The 25991-nt window shown below is 47.4% G+C and carries 14 protein-coding genes and 1 tRNA gene; 8 read left to right on the top strand and 7 right to left on the bottom strand.

Annotated elements, in window-relative coordinates:
• Positions 1–73: 73 nt before the first annotated feature.
• Positions 74–2893: a leucine--tRNA ligase gene (gene leuS / locus RA156_RS15785; protein WP_306641471.1), complete on the top strand. Its 2820-nt coding sequence runs from the start codon at positions 74–76 to the stop codon at positions 2891–2893.
• Here the strand turns inward: leuS and RA156_RS15780 are convergent.
• The 3 genes from RA156_RS15780 to RA156_RS15770 are packed head-to-tail and all read right to left on the bottom strand — an operon-like array spanning position 2890 to position 11532.
• Positions 2890–5187 (bottom strand): OmpA family protein, encoded by a 2298-nt coding sequence (locus RA156_RS15780; protein WP_306641469.1) that lies wholly within the window; start codon positions 5185–5187, stop codon positions 2890–2892. The genes leuS and RA156_RS15780 overlap by 4 nt on opposite strands.
• Positions 5188–5190: 3 nt before the next feature.
• Complete coding sequence (locus tag RA156_RS15775; protein ID WP_306641467.1) at positions 5191–6126, bottom strand: PorP/SprF family type IX secretion system membrane protein; 936 nt, start codon at positions 6124–6126, stop codon at positions 5191–5193.
• Between the two features lie 12 nt (positions 6127–6138).
• The gene (locus RA156_RS15770; RefSeq protein WP_306641465.1) at positions 6139–11532 is read right to left on the bottom strand and encodes a T9SS type B sorting domain-containing protein; all 5394 of its coding nucleotides are present in this window, start codon (positions 11530–11532) and stop codon (positions 6139–6141) included.
• Between the two features lie 244 nt (positions 11533–11776).
• Here RA156_RS15770 and RA156_RS15765 point away from each other — a divergent pair, with 244 nt between their 5' ends.
• The 5 genes from RA156_RS15765 (at position 11777) to RA156_RS15745 (ending at position 18432) form a co-directional block, all read left to right on the top strand.
• Complete coding sequence (locus RA156_RS15765) at positions 11777–13171, top strand: hypothetical protein (protein ID WP_306641463.1); 1395 nt, start codon at positions 11777–11779, stop codon at positions 13169–13171.
• Between the two features lie 261 nt (positions 13172–13432).
• Positions 13433–13765: a hypothetical protein gene (locus RA156_RS15760; protein WP_306641461.1), complete on the top strand. Its 333-nt coding sequence runs from the start codon at positions 13433–13435 to the stop codon at positions 13763–13765.
• A 194-nt stretch (positions 13766–13959) separates the two neighbouring features.
• Complete coding sequence (locus RA156_RS15755) at positions 13960–14448, top strand: hypothetical protein (protein ID WP_306641460.1); 489 nt, start codon at positions 13960–13962, stop codon at positions 14446–14448.
• A gap of 390 nt (positions 14449–14838) precedes the next feature.
• Positions 14839–16395, top strand: coding sequence for a T9SS type A sorting domain-containing protein (locus RA156_RS15750; protein ID WP_306641459.1), 1557 nt, complete (start codon positions 14839–14841; stop codon positions 16393–16395).
• Positions 16396–16875: 480 nt separating this feature from the next.
• On the top strand, positions 16876–18432 hold the full coding sequence (locus tag RA156_RS15745; protein ID WP_306641457.1) for a T9SS type A sorting domain-containing protein: 1557 nt from the start codon (positions 16876–16878) through the stop codon (positions 18430–18432).
• A 284-nt stretch (positions 18433–18716) separates the two neighbouring features.
• Here the strand turns inward: RA156_RS15745 and RA156_RS15740 are convergent.
• Positions 18717–18787 (bottom strand) — tRNA-Gln (locus tag RA156_RS15740).
• A gap of 109 nt (positions 18788–18896) precedes the next feature.
• Here RA156_RS15740 and RA156_RS15735 point away from each other — a divergent pair.
• Positions 18897–20348, top strand: a complete 1452-nt coding sequence (locus RA156_RS15735) for an aldehyde dehydrogenase (RefSeq protein ID WP_306641456.1) — start codon at positions 18897–18899, stop codon at positions 20346–20348.
• A 321-nt stretch (positions 20349–20669) separates the two neighbouring features.
• The gene (locus RA156_RS15730) at positions 20670–21659 is read left to right on the top strand and encodes an OmpA family protein (RefSeq protein ID WP_306641454.1); all 990 of its coding nucleotides are present in this window, start codon (positions 20670–20672) and stop codon (positions 21657–21659) included.
• Positions 21660–22077: 418 nt separating this feature from the next.
• Here RA156_RS15730 and RA156_RS15725 read toward each other — a convergent pair whose 3' ends face one another.
• The 3 genes from RA156_RS15725 to dnaG all read right to left on the bottom strand — a co-directional run bounded on the left by RA156_RS15725 (position 22078) and on the right by dnaG (position 25945).
• A complete protein-coding gene (locus tag RA156_RS15725) occupies positions 22078–23037 on the bottom strand; it encodes a hypothetical protein (protein WP_306641452.1) in 960 nt (319 codons plus the stop codon).
• Positions 23038–23166: 129 nt separating this feature from the next.
• Positions 23167–23991 carry a mechanosensitive ion channel family protein gene (locus RA156_RS15720; protein ID WP_306641450.1) on the bottom strand — a complete coding sequence of 275 codons (825 nt, stop codon included), beginning with the start codon at positions 23989–23991 and terminating at the stop codon, positions 23167–23169.
• 1 nt (position 23992) lies between these two features.
• Entirely contained in the window at positions 23993–25945 is a 1953-nt protein-coding gene (gene dnaG, locus RA156_RS15715) for a DNA primase (protein ID WP_306641448.1), read from the bottom strand.
• Positions 25946–25991 lie beyond the last annotated feature (46 nt).

Here is a 25991-nt window from a genome sequence, read left to right as displayed (position 1 = left end):
GCAACACATCCCTCTCAATTTCATGTCATTTGCCGCGTGAATTCGTAATTTCGCGTCTCTAAAAAAACCAGAGATGGAGTACGATTTTAATGCGATCGAAAGGAAGTGGCAGGCCAAGTGGAATGAAAATGAGACTTACCGCGTCACAGAAGACCCCGCTAAGAAGAAATTCTACGTGCTTGATATGTTCCCGTACCCTTCAGGTGCTGGACTTCACGTAGGTCACCCGCTGGGGTACATCGCTTCAGATATCTTCGCGCGCTACAAGCGTCACCAAGGGTTCAACGTACTCCACCCAATGGGTTATGATTCGTTCGGTCTACCAGCAGAACAGTATGCCATTGAAACAGGTCAACACCCAGCGATCACAACCAAGAACAACATTGCGCGTTACCGTCAGCAGCTGGACCAAATTGGTTTCTGCTACGACTGGAGCCGCGAGGTACGCACCAGCGATCCTTCATACTACAAGTGGACGCAGTGGATCTTTGCTCAGTTGTTTGATTCATGGTACAACCTCGATACTGACAAAGCAGAATCAATCAGCACCTTGGTAGCTAAGTTCGAGGAGAACGGTACCTACAACGTCAATGCATCAATTGACGAAGAGTGGTACAAGCACTTGAGCATGGATGAATTCCCGTTGTTCGGAGAATACTTCGCTGGGGAATTCACCGCTACAGATTGGAAGAGCCTTTCTGAGAAGCAGCAGCAGCTCATTCTGATGAATTACCGTCTGACTTACCTCGCTGATTCAGTGGTGAACTGGTGTCCAGCACTCGGTACGGTGCTGGCCAACGATGAAGTCAAAGACGGACGTTCAGAACGAGGTGGTCACCCTGTAGAGCAGAAGCTCATGCGTCAGTGGATGATGCGCATCACGGCTTACGCTGAGCGTCTATTGAACGACTTGAACACGATTGATTGGACTGATTCCATCAAAGAAATTCAGCGCAATTGGATTGGTCGATCTGAAGGAGCGAAAGTGCTCTTCGGTATCGATGGCCATGATGATATGATCGAAGTGTTTACGACGCGTCCTGATACGATTTTCGGAGTGAGTTTCATGACATTGGCTCCAGAGCATGCCTTGGTCGCACAGATCACGACAAGTGAATACAAAGCCGAAGTAGAGGCTTACGTTGAGAAAGCGGCAGCGCGTTCGGAGCGTGACCGCCAAAGCGATACGAAAGAGATTTCAGGTCAGTTCACTGGAGCCTATGCGCTTCACCCGTTCACTGGTAAGAAGATTCCAATTTGGATTGGAGATTACGTATTGGCATCATACGGAACAGGGGCTGTGATGGCCGTTCCTTGTGGTGACCAGCGTGATTGGGACTTTGCACGCCATTTCCGCATTCCAGTTCCAAACATCTTTGAGGGAGTCAACATTGACGACGAAGCCCATACAGATAAGATGACTCCAATCTGCGAGTCTGAATTCTTGAACGGCATCAATGGTAAAGACGCGATTGCGCGTGCCATTGAAGAGCTCGAGAAAATTGGTGCTGGAGAAGGAAAGATCAACTACCGTTTGCGAGATGCGGTATTCAGCCGTCAACGCTACTGGGGTGAGCCTTTCCCAATCTGTTACAAAAACGGAGTTCCTTATGAGGTTGAGACAGGGCAAGTGACGCTTCCTCCGGTAGACAAATACCTTCCAACAGAAGATGGTGAGCCGCCATTGGCTCGCGCTAAGCAAGAAGATTGGAACATCTGGGAAGGCGACCGTATGGAGTTCAATACCATGCCAGGATGGGCCGGTTCAAGCTGGTACTTCTTGCGCTACATGGATCCTCAGAATGAAGCTGAGTTCTGCTCGAAAGAAAAGGCCGCTTACTGGGGACAAGTTGATCTTTACATGGGAGGTGCGGAGCACGCCACAGGTCACTTGCTGTACAGCCGTTTCTGGACGAAATTCCTTGCGGATCGTGGTTACATTGAGTTCAATGAACCGTTCAAGCGCATGATCAACCAGGGAATGATTCAAGGACGTTCGAGCTTCGTTTACCGCGTGGTTGAAACCGGGCAGTTCGTTTCGTTCGACAAGCGTAAAGAATACAAAACGCAGCGTCTTCACGTTGACATTTCGTTGGTAGATAACGACGTACTAGATACTGAAGGCTTTAAGAATTGGCGTTCTGAATACACTAACGCGGAATTCATTTTGAACGATGATGGAAAGTACATCTGTGGATCTGAGATCGAGAAGATGTCGAAGTCGAAGTACAACGTTCAAACACCAGATGAACTTGTAGAAAAGTACGGTGCAGACACGCTTCGTTGCTATGAAATGTTCCTTGGACCAATTGAGCAGCACAAACCCTGGGATACCAAAGGAATCAGTGGTGTACACAACTTCTTGCGCAAGTTCTGGCGCCTATTCCACGATAGTGATAACAACGTTCAGCTTTCAGATGATGCTGCCACAGCGGATGAACTGAAAGCGCTTCACAAAGCCATCAAAAAGGTATCAGAAGACCTCGATCGATTCTCATGGAACACCGTAGTGAGTGCCTTGATGATTGCTGTGAATGAGTTGGGTGAACTCAACTGCAACAAACGTTCAATTCTTGAGCCGTTGACTGTGTTGCTTTCGCCTTATGCACCTCACGTTGCAGAGGAACTCTGGGAACGACTAGGAAAAACTGACGCTGTCGTTGATCAATCTTGGCCAGCATTCAACGCTGATCACTTGGTGGAGAAGGCATTTGCTTACCCAGTTCAGATCAATGGTAAGGTTCGATTTAAGATTGACTTGTCACTAGACCTTAACCCAAGTGAAGTAGAGAAGGAAGTATTGGCGCATGAAAAAGCGGCTCAATACCTCGAAGGTAAAGAGCCGCGTAAAGTGATCGTCGTTCCTGGACGTATTGTGAATGTGGTCGTTTAAGGCTTGCCCGAGTCTGATAATCCAGACTTGTGCTTACTCTTTACATCCACATCTTCATCGACATCAATGACACGGAATTCCACTCGGCGGTTTCGCTGGTGTTGTTCCTCTGTACATTCAACATCGTCAGAACAAAGGTTTACTAGTTGCGTTTCTCCGTAACCGTTGGCGATCAATCGATCACCATCGATCCCACGGCTGATCAGGTAGTTTCGTACCGATTCAGCACGTCGTTGTGATAGCTGCATATTGTATTCCGCGCTAGCGCGAGAATCAGTATGGGCCATCAATTCACCCTTCATCGAAGGATACTTCATGAGCAGTTCATAGAAGGTCTCCAGATCTTTCATGGCGTCTTGACGCACATCTGCTTCATCTTTATCAAAGTAGATGTGGTAGAGCTCAAGTACCATTCCCTTCTCAACCACAACGTCAAGCGTGAGTGGAGGTGGGATTTGGCTTCGATCTGGTACCAGGTGAATGTCTACCGCGTGACACTGGTCAAGTCCTGCAGCCACTTCAAGTGTTTGGCGGAACTCGTAGAATGCCTGGCGGCGAATCACCATTTCATAGGGTTGATCATGACTTACTGGAACATAGAATGAACCTAATCCAGCGGTATTCAAGTGCGTTTCTTCTCCTGAAGGATCTACCAATGTAACGTCACACTCACTCAACGGATTGAGGTAGTCATCGTGGTAGATGTTACCACAGACATACACTTGATCAAGCTTCGCAGCAGGTTCAGGACTCAAGGCCACATCAATCTCAACTTTCTGCCCCTCGATCATCCCGAAGGTGTCAGTCCATTCGATTCCTGTACATCCTTCATCTTCGAGGTAAGAATCGTGTTGAGCCAAGATCATGTACTCAGCATTGTCTTTCACGATAAAGCTGAATCGTCCTTCGCTATTAGAGAAGCTATAGTCACGGTAGTGATCTTGACGACGGAGCTCTACTTGCGCATTGGCAATTGGCATGCGTGTCTTACAATTCACCACCGTTCCTTCGATCTTCATTCCATACGATGTCTTGAAGAAAAGGATATCATCCTTGTCTTCGTTTCCTCGGTTGGAAGTGAAGAATCCAGACTGGCCGTCTTCTTCTAGGCAAATACCAAAATCATCACGTGGGCTATTTATCGGGAGACCCATATTCTCAGGAATTCCCCAACCATCTGCTTCTGGTGGACAACGGAAGATGTCCATCCCTCCGAAACCGGCGTGCCAGTTTGAAGCGAAGTACAACGCACCATCTTTATGGAACGAAGGGAAGACCTCGTTTCCTCGGGTGTTGATGTGTGGTGGAAGCGGTTCTGGAACACCCCATGACCCATCAGGGTTACGGCGTGTTACGTATAGGTCCATCAAACCTTGACCTCCTGGCATGTCACTGGCAAAGACCATGGTGTTGCCATCAGGTGAAATGGCTGGGTGGGCCGTATTGTATTGGTTCGAGTAGAATGATAGCGGGGCTGTTCGCTCCCAATTCCCATCTGCACCTTTCACCAAACGCACTACTTTCACACGTGTATTATTCTCACTGTCAAACTCACGACGTTTCTCATTGAAGTCTGACATGGTCATGTACAACTCTGAGCTATCCGGACTCATACACATCGGACCTTCGTGGAAGGCGCTCAATGGGATTTCTGTCGCCGGACGTACCTCACCAAATTCCGCGTTAGCGACACGATCAGCAACATAAATGTCAGTGAATCGTGCATTGGTCCAAGGATCGTACACACCTGAGCGGCTGACTACTCCCTTTCGGTTGGTAATGAAATAGAGCTTGTTACCAATCAACTGAGGGGCGAAGTCGAGTGCATATGAATTCACATTCACCGGCTGCACTTTACAATTCTGAAGTTGGAAGGCTCCATTCGAGAGCGCTCCAGCCCATTCAACCAGCTGGTGGGCGTGGTGAACTTTGTCTTCATCAGTAACAATGGCTACGTACTTGTCAAGCCATTCCTGTGCCTTGGCGTACTTCTCATTCGCAATCAGTACTTGGGCGTACATCAGCTTCACTTCTGGGTCATCGTTCATCAACGCTGCACGAGTAAACCAGTATTCAGCTTCAGGTAATTGATTCGTTTTCCAGAAGCAGATCGCCATTTTGGTGATCGCTTCGTCATTATCAAGGTCACGTCGGATCTCCTTATCGTAGAATCCAATCGCTTCTTCATAATGGTGGTGTTCGAAGGCATCGTTCGCCTTCTTCATCTGACCCATCGATGGTAATCCAAGGAGTACCATACCTAGGGAAACTAAGGTGTATCTGATAACTCTCATGGTTTAGAAGAATCGAGGGTGATTGTATCCGTCTTTTTTCTTTCTCAGTTCATAGCCGAGGAAGAGCTCGTGCGAACCGGCATGTCCTTGGATTTTCGTTACCGAGAAATCAAAAGAGTAGCCCAGCTTCAGCTGTTTCGAAAGATTGTAGTTGAGCAAGAAGTCAACTGAGTCACCCCAGCGGAAGCTTCCACCCACCCAAACGGTTTTATTGAATTGAACCAAACATCCAAGGTCAAGTTGGAAGGGTGCTCCTGCCACGTACCTCGTCATGAAGTAGGGCTGAACCCAGATGTATCGGTTGGCTTGCCACATGTATCCACCAATGGCGTGAATGTGTCTTCTTCCTTGGAGGAGCGCACTCACATTGGTTTCGGGTACCGGGTAGCCCACTTCGTTTTCCAGCAATCGCGGAACAGAGAGTCCGAAGAACATCTCTTCGCGTTGGAAGTGTAGTCCGAACCCGGCGTTGAAATCCAGTTGGCTTACATCCGCATACGGGATGGACGGATCGACTTGATCTGTCGGGTCAACTGAGGTCCATTGCAAGGTGGTATGGTCTACTACTCCACTCATTCCGACCGAGATGGTTCCGAAGTCGAAATTCATCTTGTAGGCGAAAGAGGCTTGAGCATTCAGGTTATTCGTGATTCCTAATCGGTCACGCATAACGTTGAGTCCTGTACCAAATTGGCCATGCGACAGCGGACTGTGCACGAAGAAGTTCTCAGTTAAAGGAGCTCCTTCAATACCTAACCATTGTGCTCTGTACGAGAGCCCTGTGGCTAGCGATTTTTTTGACCCCGCATAGGCTGGATTCAGAGAGAGCTGATTCCAGAGATACTGGGTATGGCCGGCATTCTGTTGTGCGAAGGTCTGCGACGCGGTCATCACAGCCAGGCACACAAGGGCCATTCTTATCATCATCTTTGGCTTCATAATCGTCATTTCTTATTGATGAACTGTGATGTAACCGGTGCCCAGGTTTTCGCCTGTTGCTCGGTTGTTGAATACATAGTAATAGGTTCCATCAGGCAGCGGCTTTCCTCGGAAGGTCGCGTCCCAATCGTTCTTATAGTTTTCGCTTGAGAAGACTTTGCGTCCCCATCGATTGTAGATGTAGATCTCGTTCTCTGGGAATCGCTCGATACCCTCAATCACGAGCATATCGTTGGCTCCATCATTGTTTGGAGTAATGATGTCTGGAATCGCGAGGTATGGGAAGACCATGATTCGAACGATGGCTGTATCACACATCGTTGGACAGTCATTCAAACACATCTCATAGATGATCTCATCCGGACCATCATAGTCCACATCAGGCCGGTATTCGATTAATATGTTTTCGGCCACCTGCGCCGTACCGTTGTCAGGGAAGTCAACGATTTCAATCGTGTAATCCACTGGACCAGGAACATCATTTTCGATGACGAAGATGTCTTCCGACTCTCCTTCCACCATCTCAAAGACGTCGTCGTTCGCAATTGGATCTACCGGTGCGTAGATTGTCACTTGATCCACTGAGTAGACACCACAACCATCGGTGTACAGCGACCATGTCAGTGTATAAGTCTCACCTTGTTGCGCACCCGTTACAGCCGTCGTCTGATTGTTCGGACTCGCCAACTGTAGCGTTTGATCTGGTGATTCCCAGAATCCTGTGAGTGTTTCGTCGTTCGAGGCCTGTACGAGGACTGCCTCATCTTGACAGGCCACAACATTGGCTCCGGCGTAGGCTTGTTCCGAAGGCACCACATCTACCACCACGTTTTCAATCGGCGAAGGTTCACTCCAGCAGTTACCATCGAATACCGATAGTAGGTAGTCTCCGGCATCAGCCACTGTAGTTTCTTGAATGGTCAAGGAACCACTGCTCGTTGTTTCTGTGCTATTGTCTGGAAGAGTCCATTCATAAGCACTTGCGTTACTTGAGGTTGTCAATAAGAGGAGGTCACCCACACATAACGGGCTATTACTTGCCAATCCAGGTGCGTTCGGCGTTGGATTGACGATAATATCAATCTCTGCGGTCTCTGAAGAACAGATTCCGTCAGTTACAGTCAATTCATAGGTACCAGCCTCGAGAAGGTTAATGTCTTCAATCACTGGTGGGTTCGGTGTTGAACCAGAGAATTCATATCCGTCAGGTCCACTCCACGTGTAGAGGTCTCCATCTGCTTCTGTAGACAGTACCAAGTCCTGTCCTGAACAGAGTTCGATTGAATTCGCGTCAATCACCGGTAACCCTGGGGTTGGATGAATTATCACTTCAACACTGAACGATGGATCAGTCGAACATTCATCGAATTCTACCCATACGGTGTATGATCCTGAGCCGAGTGGATCGGCATCGCTCACATTGAGGAATGGCGTCTCGGTAACGATCTCACCCGTAGGTGTGATCCAGTGATATCCAATCGCTCCGGGGTACACCCCACATTCCAGTTGGAAGTTCAATCCTTCACAAAGCTCAGCTCCGTTTTCAATTTCAGGGGTTGGAGGTGCCGTACTGATACTCACCTGCGCCATCTCTTCAATGGATGCACAACCTTGACTATCAGTAACGATCAAGCTGTAAACACCTGTATTGTCTTCACTGGCATTTTCAATGACCGCTAAACTGTCTGACGACAAGAAGTTCGGTCCACTCCAAACGAAGTCATAAGGTCCAACTCCTCCACTGACATCTGCTTCAAGGATTAAATCATCAACTCCGGAGATACATGGAACATCCACATCTTCAAAAACCACGGTTGGGTTCTCCAAAATGTTCACCTCAAATGGATCTGAAATCGGACTCAAACACTGACCTACTTGGATGTACACGGTGTATTCACCAGAATCATCCGGATCAGGGTTTGGAAGAATCAATTGATTTGAGTTGTATCCGTCAGGTACTCCTGGTCCTTCCCAGTGGTACTCAACAAATGTTCCCGCGTATTCAGGGATTTGGATATTCAATTCCGCGCCAGCGCAAAATTCATCATTACCTACAATGATTGGCTGATTCAATGTACCAGACACAACATCTAGCACAGAAGAATCAATAGACAAATGGTCATTGAGGTCACCTCCAATATCTGTTGGATCACCTGTACGACGAACACCGAAACTGTTCACCGGACCATAGGTCAGGGTATCATAATGGGCTTCAAAACCACTCGTGTAACGAAGCTCAATGTCATTCACCGCTTGCGTACACGGAGGGTACCCATTCACCACCTGCACGCTGTAAACAAGCTCACAGGTTACACCCAATGGAATACTATCCCATTCACACGTGATCGATCCGAAACTATTCGTAGGAGGTGCTGTCAATAGCTCCTCACATTCTGAAAGGAACGATCCATTCACGAACTGCAGACCAAGCGGAAGGTCGTTCACGATGTCTACGTTGTAGGCATGTCCGAGTGAAGACTCTGCGTGTTCGATGGTAATCGTTACAAAGGTCTGCCCTCCTGGAAGGAGTTCAGGCTCAAAGAACTCAATCGAAACGTCTAGCTCAGGTTCACGTAGTTCGAGGTTGGCGTTGTCATATTCTGTAGTGTAACTACCATTAATCGGACTCAAATACTCAATGGTTCCGAGGGTAGACAGTAGGTACCCGTTTTGGTTGACTTCAGAGTTCAACACAGTGGCCGTGAAACCTAACACGAGGTACTCTGCTTCATCGTTATCTGAAGATCCGTTATCGATATCACCCGTGTACATCGTAATGACACGTCCTTCATTTTCTTCTCCTTGACCAAGCGCCTCCACCGTGATGGCGTTGTACACCTGCGTTGAAGAACCTGCTGAGAAGTACATATCATCCGGGTGCTCGTAGTTCGTGATTTCTTCCAGACTCAATCCCTCAGGAAGCGTTACTTGAATCGTGGCATCACGCGTAAATCCTTCTGGAATCTCTACGCGTACTTCCATCTCAACCAACTCACCTACTTGAACACCTTCTGGTGCTTGGTAACCTGGGGTGATGTCTAACACATTCATCTCAATACGCGGCTCAGCGAAGAACAGCTGTGCACTTTCCGTAATCGGGTTAAAGAGTTCGGTTCCACCTGGAACGGCTGCCCAAGTGGCCTCTGCTGTGTTCGTTGCGTAATCACCGGCACTAATTTCATCCTGTACTCGGCATTCGTAATCGATGTATACTCGGTGTGCTTCGGAACCTGGCTCTGCTTTTGGAATGGAGTCTAGCACCAATCCAATGGTGAAGAGCGAACCAACGTAAGGAAGGTCATCTCCCTCACCGTTTTTCACGCTCTCTAATACACAGTTACCCAATTCAGGGAACGGAGGGAAGTCAGTGACAATCACGTCATACGCTGGTGCCAAACCGGCATTCGTCAATGTGATTTGGTAGGTCACGTAATCCCATGCATCAATGTTTGTAGCATTGGCGTTCACAGGAACCATGACCGGAGCCAATTCCGCATCAGGTTGATCTGTTTCTAGAATACCCTTGAACATGATCAACTCAGGTGCACCAACGTTAATCGTTGTCAGATCGACATCTACACTGGCCTCAAGGAGACTGTTGTTACTATAGAATCGTCCAAAGTTCGTGTGGACCAGACCATCGGCGAAAGGTTCCGAGGTAATCGGTATGGCAATGTCAACCGCGATGACCGTTGGAGTGCCGTTACTTACTCCCGTGATGGAACCCCAATCAATGGTCAAACTGTTCTTGTCGGTATCAATCGAAATATCAAGTGGAGTGGCCCCGATGTTATCCGTTGGTGAATGCGTAATGTCAACACCGAACGTCAAGTTCAAGTCACTCACATCATGGACTGGCACTGGGAACAGATCCTCAAATACCACGTCCTTAGAGTCTCCTGATGGGATGGACATTTGAAGACGGTATACCACCTGCTCTCCAGGTACGTATCCAAATCCATTCGCCGGACTACTAATCAATTCTTTAATTACTTCTGCTGGAGGTAGGTTGTAACCGGTAGCTACAGGACGGACACATCCTTCGACTCCGTTCACCAGCGAGTAGCTAGCAAAACCAGAGGCGTACAATCGGTCACGTGCTGTCAAGTAATCTCCATCAAAGTATGTTTCTAGGATTTCCGCCTCGAAGAGGAATTGACCCACTTCACAAGGCTGCACGTCAGCTCCTAAGGCGTCATGTAGGTTGAACGAAACAGCTGTTCGTCCGTCTCCTAAGTCGGTGACCGTTTCAGCAGTCAAAGGAAATCCTTCTACTGTCGCATTACCTAGGTACGCCAATCCATCAGGAATGATCAAATCAACCCAGAGGCTGTCGATTCCTTCCACGTGTTCTGCTACTTGGTACTGAAGCCCTAGAATTACTGTTTCTCCAGGCCAGATATTGGTTGATGGGTTGACCGGATCAAAGAGGATATGGTAACCCGTAACAATGGCATTGTCGATCTGAGACGGCACCTCATTCGAAGCTACCGCGGCTTGACTCACATAATAACTACTGTCACAGCTGTTCTGGTCGAGTACATCTCCTAAATAAGCGAAGTATGTTACCTCTACATCGACCGGATCTTCCGTACCATTCGCGTTGTTACATGTCACCAGAAGCTGACCATTTGAATCCGTAGGCGGTTCAGAGATTACGACACATCCAGGTGTCACGGCCAGTACGTCAATGTAATTGATCCCACTTGGGAGATCGGCTGTAATATCAAGACCGGTTACAATCTCCTGCTCGGCGATGTTAACATTCACGCTGTACTCCAATGGAACACAGTTTCCAGTTAATACATCTCCTTGATTCACCACATGGGAGATTGAATAAAGCGTAGGTGTTACCGTTGCTGAGTATACCGCACCTGCAATGGATCCGTTAAGCCCTGTTGGCGTGTCTCCATAACGGTAGACAGGCTGCGCTTCTAATTGGATAGGAGAACCAACGGCCACTCCATCTCCGTTGATACGGACACACAATTCCACTTCCACGTTGACACCACCTGCGATCAACGAACCTACAGGTAGGTTGACAATCACCAAGGTGTTTCCAACCTGACCATTAATTAAATGGTTTGGGTCTTCCACAATAAGGTTCGGATCTTCCAGGGGATCACCCGCAAAAGTTCCGACCTCAATGATGCTTGAGATGGGGTTATCGAGAAACGACACGCTCAATGAAGAGGCGGGCATTTCCGGTGGGAGGGAAAGTCGGATGTACGGCTGGTAACCGATTTCTCCGGTGTTCCAAGCGGTGAGGTCAAAGCAGACTTCCTCATTAATAAGGTTCTCTGACGGACCGCTTAAGTCGGCAATGATCATTTGGCCTTGTACTTGGCTAGCGCCGAATACCAGGGCGGCAATGATCGCGATGTGGCGAATAAGAGAGGTTTTCATTCGTTTCTGTCTTTTCTTAATACAGCGTGTACAAATCTCTATAGAGGTCCATGGCTTTGTAGTAGGCCGATGTCTTACTGTACCGTAGGAATCGAGCGTTGCACTTGTCCGAATACGTGCCGAACGCTTGCAGGAGTGGAATAAATCGACTGTCAGAACGACTTCAACGACGAGTGGTTGGGAAGCCTCGGCGAAAAAATGGCACTCAACTTGCACTTGTAGGGGTAACTAAACCTGGAAAAGCATGAAACTTTCAACGTTCTACCTCCTCCTTTGTACCCTCTTTATGGCCCTTCTTTCGCCTTTTCAGGCGGAAGCCATCTTACTGAAGCCAGAAGACTTCGGTGCCGTGATTGACGACGGTTTACCAGACGATGAGGCCTTCCAGGCCATGTTTGATGCCATCCCAAAGAACGAGCTGAATGTGGTCATTGAACTCATGCCCGGTCAATACCTCTTTGAGAAGACGGTATTCTACTCTAAGCGCAACCGCAGACGCACCATGATCGATGGAAATCACGCCACGATTAAGGCTGTAGGACTCGAATTCGATCTGCTTACCCCAAAAGCCGATCGCGACGCTGATGTGGAGGAAGCTCTGGTGAAAATGGACAAGCTTGTTGTGCGTGATTTGAGCTTCGAAGGTGGAGATACACAGCTACGTTTGGCCGCCACCTTGAATAGCGAGATCAGTAACTGTGAATTCGTCTCTGGAAACCGAGGTGTAGACCTTGTTTTCTGCCTTATGGCCCGTGTGGTGAATTGTCAGTTTACCCGCCAAAAAGTGGAGCAGCTCCTCGTGCGATCAGCACAAGGAGACCCTATGACAGGAGAAAGCAAATACCTGCGGGATGCAACCGGCTCGAATTCTCAATCCAATATGGTGACGGTTGATGGTTGTCGCTTCTTTAGTGAGCTGCACGCCCATGCCTGCATTCGCAATTATGGCTCAAACAGCTTGAGTGTCACCAATACGGTATTTGAAGGACTCGCACCGCGATACAGTGTAGACTACCATGATCGCAATTCAACAACTTGTACCTACCTGTTCATGCGGAACATTCATATTGAGCATCCTTTTGACACGCTCTTCACGAAAGCACTTATTCACGCTGAACAGAATGGCGGAATTGTACACCTCGACGGTATTTATTCTCAAACAGGACGCACCGTGCAAGTTGATGCCGGAAGAAGCGTTGTAAAACTGAGCAACTGGGCATACGTGCCTGGCGGTGCCAAGTTCAAAGCCAATGGCGTGGGAGAGTGGATCTTCGAAGACGTACGTATGATGCAAAATTTTGAATTGAACGATCCTGACCTCTGGGTTGGAGATCCGCCACCATACGTTGTTGATCGCTTTGCCTCTACCATCCGCACAGAAGGTGGGTGGTCACCAACCATGCGAAGCGGAGAAGAATATTGGTCATTCACGGAAGACCGGATTTTACTGACGAATCATCAAACCTTTGATCAGCAGACCCTGCCGATGCAAGGGCCAAAAGAGCTCGCAGACTATGAAATCGTAGATCTTCGACCGCTCTTGATGATCGACCCGGAAACCGGTGAGACCGTCACCTACTACCAACCAGTCATTAAAAAGAAGGGTGAAGAACCCATGGTAGTTGAAGTCATTGAATAGTATTGAATCAAAAAGACCCGCCTAAGAGCGGGTCTTTTGATCTCCGTCAATACGAAGCTGATTTAGTTTAATGCTAAGGAGTGCTCAAAGTACAACGGAAGCCTGTGAGCATCGCTAACACTCGTAAAGTTTTGACCCACGGTTACAAAGTACTCCAGCGCAACTCAACTGAGAACGTAATGAATGTTACCTCAAATCCTGACCTAGGTCATAAATAGAAGACGACTTCCGGGGGAACTTAGTGGTACTAAATCACATCTAATGAAAAATCCATCAGTAACCCATCCGAGTCCTACAATACTTAAGACAACCGCAGCCAAGTCTACTTCAGACTTCTGGGACAAAATGGAATTCAACCGCTACGGTATCATGGTGATCGCCATTTTGCTTCAAAGCTGTTTAGGTGCCATTGCGGTGATGTACACCTTGCATTCTGAAAGTCCGCAAGACTTCGCGCTATTCCTCACAGTAGTAGCGGTAGGCGTAACAGCAAACGCACTTTGTATCGCTCAAGCACCCATCAAAATGCTCACTTGGGCGAGTGGCGCCTCGGTAGCAATTTCAATACTTACGATTCTGATTAAGCTGCTCTAGTAGCAAAGAATATACTCTCTCCTGTGGCCTTGTAGCCACAGCCATTAAAGCAAAAACCCCTCTAGGTAGAACTGGGAGGGGTTTTCTTTTTGGGGTTGTTCGCATAAATTCCATCCTAAATAAAACAGAGGAGCCATTGTATATTGGTACACTTCAAAAAGGCATCATATTTATACGAGGCTGTCTAAACACCTATGAAAAAAAGGAATTTTGGAGGATATACAGTTGAGGCTGTCGAGGATTCTATAGAATTCAAACGACCGATCTCAGCTTCCAGATTTGTTTTTGGCCTGATCATCATTTGTTCCCTATTTATCCTTCTGATTTTATGTTCAAATAGCATTACTGTAATGATCTTAATTGGACTATTCACGATGCTCTTTGCTTGGAACTCATACTCCTGGAAGAAACATATTCTCAATAGAAATGGCTCTTTAAAAACATCGGATGTCTTTTTGCTTTTTACTTACAGAAATACCGTAACGAAATACGGCGAGGATTGGACAATTGAAATCGTAGACAATCATTCATATTCAAGCGGAGTAGTCAAAAAAGATGGTTATATACTACTCCTGACTATTGATCCTGATAATTCGGAACCTATCATGAAGGTTAAAAGACAAGATTCAGCATTAAAACTGGTAGCTGACATCAGGGAATGGAAGGAGAAGAATCAGAATTAGGTGGGTTGGACGCATTTCATGCGGCCGTACATCTACCAATATTGAGAAACGGGTCCTTTAGCGGCGCACCTGTCCCGCACTTCGGGATTTATGCGCCTCAACCATAATGAGGACATGGAGATCAAACCCACCAACAATGGCGTTTATAAACACCATCTACACCCCATCACACATAGGCCGTAGGGATGGATGAAATCCATCCGACCAAAACAATCTCCACCTTTCATTAAGGGCACGCATGCGTGCCCCTAGTCCTAACCATGCTATCCGCCGTAGGCGGCCTAACCAACAAAATACCACCATCAACTCATCGAATATGGACAATCGACTGTTCCACTTGGCCTTCGGCATCGTATATTGTTCTGTTAAAGTCCCAAGATCAACTCTTCTATGAGAAGCTGGAAGTTCGTCATTAGTGTTTTTCTGTTATGCAATGCTGCCGGAGCATTGTCCCAAGGATTTAACAATAGGTATGAATTAGGCGAAGCAGGTTCCTTCCTATCTGGTATTGTAGAGATAAATAGTTCATTTTTCATTTTAGGTTCTGGAGTGTTCGAGCAATCTCAAGAAGCGGTGATGATTGAAATCAACCAAATGGGCGAATTAATTAATGAGGTTCCTGCCATACCACCTTATTATTGGTTTTCACACTGGGACAACGATTGGGAAATATGGAATGATGAGCTTTTCATAAATACAGGGTTTACGGTAGATTCAGCTGGCTTTCAGCGCCTCTACATCGGCTTTTGGAATCATGAGGGTGAGGTTGTAGATACCATATTCCATTACAGTCCTTTGTTTGATCCTGATGCTGAAGAGCCAATGGATTGGTATAGAGCTGGGTTGATGACTTTGGACGAAGACCAAAATATTTTCACGGTCAATGCCATGGTTAATCCGTTCAAAGAAGTCGCGAAGTTCGATGAAAACGGTGTAAAGCTTTGGTCTGCAGTAATTGAGGATGATCCTGATTGGTTAGGGGAGTTCTATGAAGGAATTATTCACCACGAGGGAATTATTTACGTCGGCTTGCAATATGTAGAAGAAATAGGCCTTGTGAGCGGGGGCGCCATACTCCGTTTCGATGCCGAAACAGGAACGCAACTTGAAAGTATTGTCAACAATGCCAATTCTCCTGATGGCATCTTTGACATGATGGTGCTTGACAATGGAGATCTAATTATCGCCAGCGGATTCACTCACCCAGAGCAGGGATGGCGCACTCCGGGTGTTGGACGCATCAATGAAGATGGAGACATTCTATGGAATCGAATCTTTGGTGATGGCGAACAAGGCGTGCACCCAGAAATGAAGGTGTTGGTTGACAACGGTGATGACACCTTCACGGTGGCCGGTAACTACGTAATCATTAGAGATGAGCCAGACGATGTCTTGGGTTGGGCTGACAGATTTGGCATCCTGGCAAAGCTCGACTTTAATGGTAATGTCATTTGGTCACACACCTACAGTGGTATTCTCGCATGGACAGAGGAAAACACAATAAATGATATGATTGCTACCTCTGATGGTGGATATATTTTCTGCGGAGAATCAAGAGAAACTAATCTCAATAACCCCAACTACCAAGACCCAGGCCAGCAAGGATGGGTAGTCAAAGTAGATGAATTTGGCTGTGTTGAACCCGGCTGTGAATATGTAAATGTAGAGGAAATCACCCTCGGGCTAGAAGAGGCCATGTCTGTCGCACCCAACCCAAGCAATGGCATCGTAAATTTGAGTTTTAATCTACCAGAAGGGGTTGATCCACCAAGCAATACTGAACTCCGCGTCTATGACCTCACCGGTGCGCTTGTGTTTACTGAACAACTCTCCACCCCCAATTCCATCCAACTCAACCTTCAACACCTCGCCAACGGCCACTACATCATGCACTGGATGACCAATGAACGTTTGTTTGATTCGATTAGCTTGGTGATTGCCAAATGATGGGAGGAGGAACACGGATTGCGGAAGAATCGTGAAAAATTATGATTTAAGGGCACGCATGCGTGCCTCTAGCCTATCCGCCGTAGGCGGCCTAACCATGCTTTCCGTCTGATGGACGCATTTCATGCGCCCCTACATCAATCAAAGGGGAAAACCGGTCCTTTAGCGGCGCAATCTTGCGCCTCAACCATAATGAGGACATGGAGATCAAACCCACAAACAATGGCGTTTATAAACGCCATCTACACCTCATCATATATAGGTCAATTGTAGGGATGGATGAAATCCATCCGACCAAAACAATCTCCCCCTATCGTTAAGGGCACGCATGCGTGCCCCTAGCCCTAACCATGCTATCCGCCTTAGGCGGCCTAACCAACAACATACCACCATCAACTCATCGAATATGGACAATCGACTGTTCTAATTGGCCATCTGCTTCGTACATTGTTTTACTCAAATCTCAAGATCAGGTCTTCTATGAAAAATTGGAAGTTCGTCATTAGTGTCTTTCTGTCCTCCATTACTTTAGGCGGAATTTCCCAAGGGTTTAACAATAGATATGAAATTGGAGAAGCCGGAGGACTAACCTCAGGTATTGTAGAAGCGGATGGCTCTTTTTTCGTCTTGGGAGGAGGATTCTATGAGGAATCACAGCAGGCCATGATGCTCCAAATCAGTCAAACCGGAGACCTAATGAACGAAGTTCCTGCTGTAGGTCCTTTTTATTGGCTTGCTCATTGGGACAACGATTGGGAAATATGGAATGATGAGCTTTTCATAAATACAGGGTTTACGGTAGATTCAGCTGGCTTTCAGCGCCTCTACATCGGCTTTTGGAATCATGATGGAGAGGTTGTAGATACCATATTCCATTACAGTCCTTTGTTTGATCCTGATGCTGAAGAGCCCATGGATTGGTATAGAGCTGGGTTGATGACTTTGGACGACGACCAAAATATTTTCACGGTCAATGCCATGGTTCATCCGTTCAAGGAAGTCGCGAAATTCGATGATAACGGCCTGAAACTTTGGTCTACCATAATTGAAGATGACCCTGACTGGATAGGTCAATACTACGAAGGAATCATTCATCATGAGGGTGTCGTGTATGTAGGACTAGACTACATCGATGGCGTCGCTTTTGAAGCTGGAGGAAACATACTCCGTTTTGATGCCGAAACAGGAACGCAACTTGAAAGTATTGTCAACAATGCCAATTCACCTGATGGCATCTTTGACATGATGGTGCTTGACAATGGAGATCTTATTATCGCCAGCGGATTCACCCACCCAGAGCAAGGATGGCGCACTCCCGGCGTTGGCCGCATCAATGAAGACGGAGACATTCTTTGGAATCGAATCTTTGGTGACGGTGAACAAGGTGAGCACCCGGAAATGAAGGTATTGGTTGACAACGGTGATGACACCTTCACGGTGGCCGGTAACTACGTAATCATTAGAGATGAGCCAGACGATGTCTTGGGTTGGGCTGACAGATTTGGCATCCTGGCAAAGCTCGACTTCAATGGTAATGTCATTTGGTCACACACCTACAGTGGTATTCTCGCATGGACAGAGGAAAACACAATAAATGATATGATTGCCACCTCGGATGGTGGATATATTTTCTGCGGAGAATCAAGAGAAACTGATCTCAATAACCCCAACTACCAAGACCCAGGCCAGCAAGGATGGGTAGTCAAAGTAGATGAATTTGGCTGTGTTGAACCTGGGTGCGAATATGTAAATGTAGAGGAAATCATGCTCGGGCTTGAACAGGCCATGTCAATTGCACCCAACCCTAGCAATGGCATCGTAAATTTGAGTTTTAATCTACCGAATGGGTATACTCCCCCTAGCAACACAGAACTCCGTGTCTTTGACCTCACCGGTGCGCTTGTGTTTACTGAACAACTCAGCACACCCAATTCCATCCAACTCAACCTTCAACACCTCGCCAACGGCCACTACATTATGCACTGGATGACCCTTGAACGGTTATTTGATTCGATTAGCTTGGTGATTGCCAAATGATGGGAGGAGGAACGCGGGATGCGGGTTGCGGATTGCGGATTGCGGATTGCGGAAGAATCGTGAAAAATTATGATTTAGGGGCACGCATGCGTGCCTCTAGCCTATCCGCCGTAGGCGGCCTAACCATGCTTTCCGTCTGATGGACGCATTTCATGCGCCCCTACATCAATCAAAGAGGACAACCGGTCCTTTAGCGGCGCAATTTTGCGCCTCAACCAGCGAACGGATGGGTCGAAACCACCAATAACCCAAAAACAAAAAAGGTCACCGAAGTGACCTTTTTGTTGCCCCACAAGGACTCGAACCTTGACAAACAGAACCAAAATCTGGTGTGCTACCATTACACCATGGGGCAGTTTCCTGAATTAACAGGGGTGCAAATTTAAAAATATTCTGAATAAGTACACAAGCCCGCAACATTTTTCGACAAGGCCATTTCACTACTTTTACAAAAATTCATGGCTGTGGAAAAGATACTCAACTTCATCAATGGAGAATTCGCTGAACCAGCGAACGGACAATGGATCGATAATTACGAGCCTGCAACGGGAAAAGTCTACAGCCAAATCCCGAACTCTGATGCTGATGATGTAGAACGAGCGTACGAAGCAGCGAATGCCGCTTTCCCTATCTGGTCGAACACTCCTTACCAAGAGCGGTCTCGCATTCTTTCGAAGTTGGCTGACCTCATTGGAGAAAACCTCGACGCTCTGGCGGCAGCTGAAAGTAAAGACAACGGTAAACCCGTGAGCTTGGCTTCTCATGTCGACATCCCTCGTGCGGAATCGAATATTCGCTTCTTCTCTACGGCGATCATGCACTACGCCAGTGAAGCCCATATCATGGAAGACCGCGTGATCAACTACACCAACCGCAAACCGGTGGGTGTAGTCGGATGTATCTCTCCTTGGAACTTGCCGCTTTATCTGTTTACCTGGAAGATTGCCCCAGCACTTGCCTCAGGATGTACTGTCGTAGCGAAGCCAAGCGAAATCACCCCGATGACCGCTTACTTGATGTCGAAATTGTGCAATGAAGCAGGTCTTCCTGCAGGTGTGCTTAACATCGTGCACGGTCACGGACACCAAGCAGGTGATGCGATGGTGTCGCACCCTGGTATCAAGGCGATTTCATTCACTGGAGGAACAACCACAGGGGCCCTCATCGCGAAGAAAGCAGCACCGATGTTCAAGAAGTTATCGTTGGAACTCGGAGGAAAGAACCCAAACATCATCTTCGCGGATTGCGACTTTGATCAGATGATTCGCACTACGGTGCGTTCGTCCTTCGCTAACCAAGGACAGATTTGCCTGTGCGGTTCACGCATCTTCGTAGAAGCCTCTATCTACGACAAGTTCAAGGAGGCCTTTGTAGCGAAGGTGAAGCGCATGCAGATTGGCGACCCTTCAGATCAATCTACCAAGTTTGGAGCCGTGGTCTCAAAACCACATATGGAAAAGGTACTCTCATACATCGAACTCGCTAAAGAAGAAGGCGGAACAGTACTGTGTGGAGGAAAGCAACACATCCCAGAAGATGGGAATCGTGCGGAGGGATACTATATCGAACCTACCGTCATTGAAGGACTCGATTATCAGTGTCGTGTACAGCAGGAAGAGATTTTTGGTCCTGTCGTGACCATTACCCCATTTGAATCAGACGAACATGCCTTAGAAATGGCCAACAGTGTAGAATACGGATTGGCTGCTACGGTATGGACGAGCAACTTGACGCGTGCACATCGCGTAGCCCAGCAGATCCATTCAGGTATTGTATGGATCAATTGCTGGCTAGTACGAGATCTACGCACTCCTTTCGGAGGAGTTAAAAACTCTGGCGTAGGAAGAGAAGGTGGCTTTGAAGCATTACACTTTTTTACCGAGCCTCAGAATGTTTGCATTCAGCTGAAATCCTGATCCTCGTTGGCAACTTTTGCTTTGTTTCCGTTGGTAAAGAACCACCCAAAACGACGATTGAATCTCTCTTCAATCGAAGAGAGCAAATTGAACAACGCTTCCATCACATATCTTTTTGGTTCTTAATGCAGGAACGCCGCGGCGCTCCACACATTACTAACAGTGAATACGTGTGAATTCTTGTTTACCCTAGTGTTAAAAATGGCGAACTAGAGGAATTCCAAAATTGGGGGTATGCACAAATCCTTGTGTATAAGACCCCTGCGCTATTCCGCGCTAGCGAGAAGAAAGCAAGCATCTTTGTAATGAAAATTTTCAGCGATGAAGAAGTATCTTCTATTGGTATCAGTAGTAGTGATGGGCTTGGCTTCGTGCGTAACTGCCCGTCAATACGAAGAATTAGAGGCGAGAAAGAACGACTGTGAGACGGAGAACAAGCAGCTCAGAACCTCGAATGAAGCACTCACCACACAAGTCAATGAGCTTGAAGCTCAGATAGATGACATTGGCAAACGCATGGGCGCCCTCGAAAGCGACACCACTTTGCTTGGAAGCTCACTTCGTCATTTGCGCAGTCAATACGACAAAATCAACGAGCTAAACGACATTCTCATGGCGAAAAACAGCTCGATTCTCGAAGACATGAACGCTGAGAATCGCAAGTTGTTGGAAGACCTGCAGACCGCTCAAAGCGATCTTCAAATGCAAGAAGACGCCCTTAGAGAACTAGAAACTCAGCTAGACTCGAAAGAAACAAGCCTCAACGAACTCAGCGCAGCACTGGAAGCACGAGAAGCCCGCGTGAACGAGCTAGAAGATCTCTTGAACAAGCAACAAGAAGCCGCTAATGCGCTGCGCGATAAGATTGCCACTGCCCTTCTCGGATTCAAAGACAAAGGTTTCAGCGTAGAAGAAAAGAACGGTAAAGTATACGTTAGCCTTGACGCTAAGCTCCTCTTCCCTTCTGGAAGTACCGTGATCAATAATGAAGGAAAGAAAGCCCTCGTTGACCTCGCCAAAGCCATCGAAGACGAAAGCGACATGGAGATCATCGTAGAAGGCCACACGGACACTGATAAGATCCGCGGGAACTCTATTCCACGCGATAACTGGGAATTGAGTGTACTTCGCGCTACAGCCGTTGTGAAGATCATGACAGAGAATAGCAGCATCGCTCCTACCATCCTCTCCGCTTCAGGACGCAGCGAATTCCACCCAGTAGATCCAGAAGACAAAGCAAAGAACCGACGCATTGAGATTATCATCTCACCTAATCTGAACGAATTGTTCCAGATCCTAGAAGGGAATTGATTGCATCATTCCTTTAAACCTGCCGAAAGCCACGTCCTCCAGCGTGGCTTTTTTTTCTCTAGTCTTTGGTCTTTAGTAATTAGTTTTTGGTTTTTGGTTTTTGGTTTTTGGTTTTTGGCACTTGGAATCTATAAACGATAACTAAAAGTCTATAACTGAAGACGAGAGTCGAGGGACTAGGGTCTAGAGGCCAAGAACTAGTTCGTAGTTCGTGGTGCGTAGTTCGTGGTTCTGTTTTCTGAATAGGCTCATATGAACGCCTCCTACAACACCCCAAATCACAAGTAAGGACGCATACATGCGTCCCTTCAACATCACAACCCACCCACCACGAACCACGAACCACGAACCAAACCCAAGCCATAAAAAAAAGGGACCACTTTGGCCCCTTTCTAATTCTTTATCGCTTTGCGCTGCTTTACGGCAACGGTACCGCAAACTGTCCTTGAGTCAAGAATACTGACTCTTCTCCGTCTGCAGTGTAGAGTTGTCCTGAGAAGCTTCCGGCGATGAAACCGCCTGCTTCTGCGAGTACGTAGTCAATGGTAAGTGAAACTTCACCTTCACCGAAGGCAGTGCTGTAAATCACCCCAGTGTTGTCTGTGAACTGAATCACCGTTGCAGGGTTCGAAGCTACGTCAGCTGTGATACCCACACCGCTTGTCCATCCGAGGTCTGGTTCTGCGAGGGTGAACGAAATACCTGCAGGAAGCAATGAAGCTCCTGTGAGTGTGATTGTTCCACCTGCTAGGGCACCCATAACTGAAGCGTCACATACGATGGTTTGACCACCACGCTTAAAGGTGATAAGTCCTTCACATGGAGGACATGCGCTACCACCACAGTCGATGTACTGCTCGTCACCGTCGATCTCACCGTTGGTACAGTCACCTGCTTCTTCCGGACAGTCTGGACATTCAGAACCACCACAGTCAATACCTGTTTCGTCTTGGTTCAGGATGCCATCAGTACATGTTGGACATGGGTCACAGTCAGGACCACCACAGTCAATTTCTTCTTCGTTACCATTGAGAAGGCCGTCTCCACAGAGCTCGCCACAGTCAACGCCTGTGTCACCTCCACAATCAATACCTTCTTCACCTGGATCAAGCTGACCGTTGAAGCTAGGATCACATGGATCACATTCTCCACCACAATCAACCCATTGTTCACCTAGTTCAGGTTCCCAAACAAAGTTTTCACATGGGTCACATAGCGGACAGTTAGGCCCACCACAGTCGATTAATTCTTCGCCGTTGTTCAGGATTCCATCGTAACAGTTCTCTGGAATTTTATTGTCTTCGTTCAAACAACTCGCAAGAAAGAATGACGCAAAAAACAATGCGATCAATCCTAGATATACCTGTGATTCTTTCATTTTCACGTTTTCAACAGTTTGGATGCAGAAATCGAAGATACGGAAACACTTTGATTGCAGCCGTATCAAAGCATGCAAACCTTGGTTCTCTGTGTCTTAACTTTCGCTAGCGCGGAACGCCGAAACGGCTTATTTCGATTGATCCCAAACGTACATTTCACGTTGTGGGAATGGGATTTTGATGTTGTGTTCACGGAACACCTCATCAATGCGGAAGCGGATGTCACTTTTGATTTGATCCATCTGCCAAGGACGAGTCGCCCAAAAGCGCAATTCCATGTTCAACGAGGAATCTGCAAAATCCATGAAAACCACCTCCGGCTGGCGATCAGAGACAACGAGAGGGTGTTCTTTCGCCACATCAATCAGCAAGCGTTTCACCTTGGCCGTATCGGAACCATAGGCCACTCCCACCTGAATATCAAATCGGCTATGGAGGTCGTGATGTGTCCAGTTAATGACTGAATTTGAGGTGATCTTTGAGTTCGGAACAATGAGGTAAACACCTTTCCGATTGACCACCTTCGAGGTGCGAATATCGATCCGTACAACTCTTGCGATCATACCGTCGAATTCAATGACGTCTCCCACACGTACAACTCCTTCAAAGAGAATGACGAAGCCGCTGATAACATCGTTGAATAATTGCTGAATTCCCAAACCAAGTCCTACGAGCAGGGCCGCAGACCCCACAATTAAGGCATTGATGTTCACTCCAATTTGATCGAGCGACATCACGATCCCCATGGTATAGAGGAAATAGCTAAGCAATTTTACTAGCGTGAAACGAATTCCTTCATCCATTCCTCGCTTGTCTCCTGCACGTTTAACAACAGAGCGCAATCCGAAAATGATTAGACGGATAATCGTGAAGAGTATCAGGATGTACAAGACATCACCCACGGTAACGTGGTATTCTTGGACGTGCAGTCCTTTATCGAACCATTCTTCCATACTAGATAATTGCACTACCAAAGTAGCGAGAAAGCTCTCGTTTTACCTCATCCAAGTGGCGTTTCTCTTCCAATAAGAGTAACATGCGTTCTGTAGGTAGGTCGGTCTTGAGTGCTTCTTGAATCTCATCGATCATGATGAGTGCATGGCGCAGTTTCAAGCGATAAACACAATCTTTCACCGCCTTCGCCAGGTTCATGTCTTCCGTTTCTGGATAAATCTGATGACGCTCAGACCAGTTTTCACTCATCTGATGTTTCTCCGTCAAGAGATCTGCACAAATGGAAACCACGCCTTGGTCAGGGTCATGCAGGAAGAAGTGATCTTCCGGGAATTTACCTTGATCTAACGATTCGCCGTAACGCGTGGTGATCTTTCGCAAGGTGTGGTCGTGAAGGTCCATCTTCTCATCTCGTAACTCGAACAAGAGGTATTCTGCTACTGAAACAGGGGCGGTTTCTTGTGAATCATCCTCCAGGTTATGCAGGCTCACTTGAATAGGCATTTTGCCGAAATTCAACAGCAGGCGAACAAAGTCGAGTTCTTGTGGGTAAGCTGTCTTCTTATTGGTATGTGCCTTGGGCTCCGGTTGAGGAACTGGAACTACCTCAGGTTCAGTAACGTAGTCGCCCGGCTTGCTTTTGCGTTTAAGTTTGGCGCGAAGGAGCTTGTTGGTCTCGTTCATTAAGACCTGCTCGGCCATATCGAGCAATCGGCTACACTCTTGGATGTAGACCTGACGTTTGATCTGGTCTGGAATCTCCACAATCGAAGACACCACCTCACGGATCATATCTGCTCGTTTGACCGGATCTTTCCCTGCCTCTTTGCTAAGAATGGAAGTCTTGAATTCAATGAAGTCTTTCGCTTCCTTCTCGAGGTATTCTGTCAACTCGGTTGACGAAACGCGCTTAGCAAACGAATCAGGATCCTCTCCGTCAGGGAACAAGACCACGCGTACGTTCAGTCCTTGAGCTAAGATCAAATCAATCCCTCGGAAACTCGCACGGATACCCGCCGGGTCACCATCGTAAAGGATGGTCACGTTCTCTGAGTAACGCTTGATCAGCTTGACCTGGTCTTCTGTCAACGCCGTTCCGGAAGAAGCAACAACGTTTTCTACACCCGCTTGGTGGAGTGAGACAACGTCAGTATATCCTTCCACCAAGAAGCATCGGCCCTCGCGAACAATCGCATTCTTCGCCTGGAAAATTCCATACAGAATGCGCGACTTGTTGTACAGCGCACTCTCCGGACTATTGAAGTACTTCGCAACTTTCTTTTCGGTCTTGAGCGTTCTACCTCCAAAGGCGATCACACGACCAGAAATATCTTGAATCGGGAACATGACCCTTCCGTGGAAGAAGTCGTATTTCTTACCGTTCGATTCTTTAGTCAAACCAGAAGCCAGCAACCACTGTTCGTCGTAGCCCGCCTCTAAAGCAGCTGTGGTCATCGTCTCCCATCCTTCCGGACAGTACCCCAGCTTGAATTTCTTCATGATGTCATCCCGGAACCCACGTTCCTGGAAGTAACTCAATCCAATGGCTTGTCCTTCTTCACCTTCCCACAGCTCTTTCTCAAAGTAATTTGCGGCCCACTGGCTCACGGCCAATAAACTTTCGCGTTCAGAACGCTCCTGCAATACTTCCTCACTCGGTTTCTCCTCTTGGAGCTCGATGCCGTACTTATCCGCCAGCCATCGCAAGGCTTCCGGATAACTCATCTTCTCATGCTCCATCAAGAAAGTCACCGCACTTCCTCCTTTTCCAGAAGAGAAATCTTTGAAAATGCCTTTCGATGGAACAACGTAAAACGATGGTGTTTTTTCGCTGGTGAACGGACTTAACCCACGATAACTAGATCCCGACTTTTTCAGCGGCACAAATTCCCCTACAACCTCGATGATGTCGACGCTTTGCATGATTTGATCTATGACGTCCTGTGGGATCATAAGAGTCAAATTTACGGAGAATGTCTTGGAGAGCCTTCGTCCAATC

Origin of the sequence: Sanyastnella coralliicola, from assembly GCF_030845195.1 — a bacterium.
In the GTDB taxonomy this organism is placed as follows: Bacteria; Bacteroidota; Bacteroidia; order Flavobacteriales_D; family Sanyastnellaceae; genus Sanyastnella; species Sanyastnella coralliicola.
This window is presented reverse-complemented; position numbering and strand designations above follow the sequence as displayed.